We start from the raw sequence: 2,694 nt of genomic DNA on the forward strand, positions 1-2,694 counted from the left end.
AAGCGGGCCCATCGGCGGCACTTCTTGTCAGCGCCGTCGCTGTCCCGTCCTTCACGGCGCCGACATTTGCCGCCGATGGGCCCGCTTCGGTCGCCGATCTGGCGCAAGGCCTGCTCGGCGCGGTGGTCAACATATCGACCTCGCAGACGGTCAAGGGTACCGAAGGCCCGGGCGCGGTGCCGATGCCGCAATTGCCCGAGGGTTCGCCCTTCCAGGATTTCTTCGACGATTTCTTCAAGAACCGCGGCGGTGACAAGGACAACGGCTCGCAGAAGGTGCAGTCGCTGGGCTCCGGCTTCGTCATCGATGCCGAGCAAGGCATCGTCGTCACCAACAACCATGTCATTGCCGATGCCGACGACATCGAGGTCAATTTCTCCGATGGCGTCACCTTGAAGGCGACGCTGGTCGGCACCGACACCAAGACCGATGTCGCCGTGCTCAAGGTCGATCCGAAAGGCCACAAGCTGACGGCGGTAAAGTTCGGCGATTCCACCAAGATGCGCGTCGGCGACTGGGTGATGGCGATCGGCAATCCGTTCGGCCTCGGCGGCACGGTGACGGTCGGCATCGTCTCGGCCCGCAACCGCGACATCAATTCCGGCCCCTATGACGACTTCATCCAGACCGATGCCGCGATCAACCGCGGCAATTCCGGCGGACCGCTGTTCAACAGCGCGGGCGAAGTCATCGGCATCAACACGGCGATCATCTCGCCATCCGGCGGCTCGATCGGCATCGGCTTCTCCATCCCGTCGCAGCTCGCGTCCGGTGTCGTCGACCAGTTGCGCCAGTTCGGCGAGACGCGGCGCGGCTGGCTCGGCGTGCGCATCCAGCCGGTGACCGACGACATCGCCGAAAGCCTCGGCATGGCGACCGCAAAGGGTGCGCTGGTTGCCGGCGTGATCAAGGGCGGCCCGGTCGACAATGGCACGATCCAGGCCGGCGACGTCATCATCAAGTTCGACGGCAAGGATATCCATGAGATGCGCGACCTGCCACGTGTCGTCGCCGAAAGCCCTGTCGGCAAGGCGGTCGACGTGCTGATCGTGCGCAAGGGCGTTGAACAGACGGTGAAAGTGACCCTCGGCCGGCTCGAGGATGGCGAGAAGGCCGCCAACGCCGAGGAGGGCAACACCGATCAGGACAAGGGCGACAAGGCTCCGGCCGTTTCCACTGCTTCGGTGCTCGGCATGACGGTCGGCGAACTGAACGACGAGACACGCAAGAAGTTCAGCATTGCGGCCGATGTTTCGGGCGTCGTCATCACCGACGTCACCAAGGACTCGGCCGCCGCCGAACGCGGCATCCAGCCCGGCGAGGTGATCACCGAGATCGCACAGGAATCGGTTGCTACCCCCAAGGACGTCATGGACCGGATCGGCGCCTTGAAGGAACAGGGGCGCAAGAATGCGCTCTTGATGCTGGCCTCGAAGACCGGCGAGCTCAGGTTCGTGACGATCAGGATGGACTGAGGTCCGGAAGATCGACAACACGACAACACTGAAAAAAGGGCGGCTAGCGAGCTGCCCTTTTTCTTGCCTGCCAGTCCTGGCGCGACAGTCTGTAGAGGACATGCCGTTTGAGATGCGGATGGCTGTCGGGAATGCTGGGGTGGTCGAAATCGGCGGATGGATCCGCGCTCATGCCGAGGCGTTGCATGACGGCGGTGGAGCGGCGGTTGGCCGCGACGGCGAATGACACGATTTCATCGAGGCCAAGCGTCTCGAAGCCGTAGGCCAGCCACGCATCGGCTGCCTCGGTGACATAGCCTTTGCCCCAGAACTCAGGTGCCAGCCGCCAGCCGATCTCGATGGTGCCGGCTGGCAGGGATGGCACATGATCGGTGTCGAGGAGACCGATGAAGCCGATGCATTCACCGGTGGCGGTGATCTCGGCGGCAGCAAAACCGTATCCGTCCTTCGTGGTCCAGGCCCGGAGCTCGTCCATCTTGGCATCCGCCTGGGCGCGGTCACGGCGGAATGGAAAGAACTCCATCACCCGGTCGTCGGAGTTGATGCGGTGGAACAGGTCGCGGTCGCGATCCTCCCAGTTGCGCAGGATCAGGCGCTCGGTACGCATTGGTTTCATTGCACAAAGTCCTCCTGCCTGTAGCCCTGAATATAGAGCAGCGCGGTCAGGTCGCCATGATCGATGCGGACCTTGGCCTGTGCCGCCACCGTCGGCTTAGCGTGAAGCGCGACACCGGTACCGGCAAGGCGGATCATGTCGAGATCATTGGCGCCGTCACCGACGGCAATGGCGTCGGCGGGCGTCAGGCCGAGGCGCGCTGAAATTTCGATCAGCGCGTCGGCCTTGGCGGCGCGGCCGAGGATCGGTTCGCCGACCAGGCCGGTGAAGCGCCCGTCCTGCTCGAGCAGGCGATTGGCGCGGTTCTCCTGGAAGCCGAGCATTGCGGCGATTCGCGTCGTGAACACCTCGAACCCGCCAGACACGAGTGCCGTCCAGGCACCGTTGGCGCGCATGGTCCGGACCAGAACACGGCCGCCCGAGGCCAGCGTCAGGCGATTGGCGACGATGCGATCGACCACGGTGGCGTCGAGGCCCTTCAGCAACGCCACCCGCTCGCGCAAAGCCGGTTCGAAGGCGATCTCGCCATTCATGGATCGCGCGGTAATCGTGGCAACATGATCCTTGACGCCGATCTCGTCGGCCAGCTCGTCGATGCATTCC

The 2,694-nt window shown here is 64.1% G+C and carries 3 protein-coding genes; 1 reads left to right on the top strand and 2 read right to left on the bottom strand.

Annotated features, from left to right (window positions below; translation table 11 throughout):
• The coding region (locus EN884_RS29365) for a DegQ family serine endoprotease (RefSeq protein ID WP_164895225.1) at nt 1-1,475 on the top strand (1,475 nt) is incomplete at its 5' end.
• A 43-nt stretch (nt 1,476-1,518) separates the two neighbouring features.
• On the opposite strand, the gene EN884_RS29370 is transcribed toward EN884_RS29365, so the two are convergent.
• Both EN884_RS29370 and serB read right to left on the bottom strand, forming a co-directional pair.
• Nucleotides 1,519-2,091: a GNAT family N-acetyltransferase gene (locus EN884_RS29370; RefSeq protein WP_063168275.1), complete on the bottom strand. Its 573-nt coding sequence runs from the start codon at nt 2,089-2,091 to the stop codon at nt 1,519-1,521.
• Nucleotides 2,088-2,694, bottom strand: a 607-nt coding sequence (serB, locus tag EN884_RS29375; protein ID WP_128360894.1) for a phosphoserine phosphatase SerB, incomplete at its 5' end; no start/stop codon positions are given. The genes EN884_RS29370 and serB, both read right to left, overlap by 4 nt.

Source organism: Mesorhizobium sp. M7A.F.Ca.AU.001.01.1.1, assembly GCF_004022735.1.
GTDB classification, from domain to species: Bacteria; Pseudomonadota; Alphaproteobacteria; order Rhizobiales; family Rhizobiaceae; genus Mesorhizobium; species Mesorhizobium ciceri.

What these genes read in the sequence shown, in the direction of transcription:
- EN884_RS29370 (WP_063168275.1), bottom strand. Translation starts at nt 2,091, where the DNA reads ATGAAACCAATGCGTACCGAGCGCCTGATCCTGCGCAACTGGGAGGAT.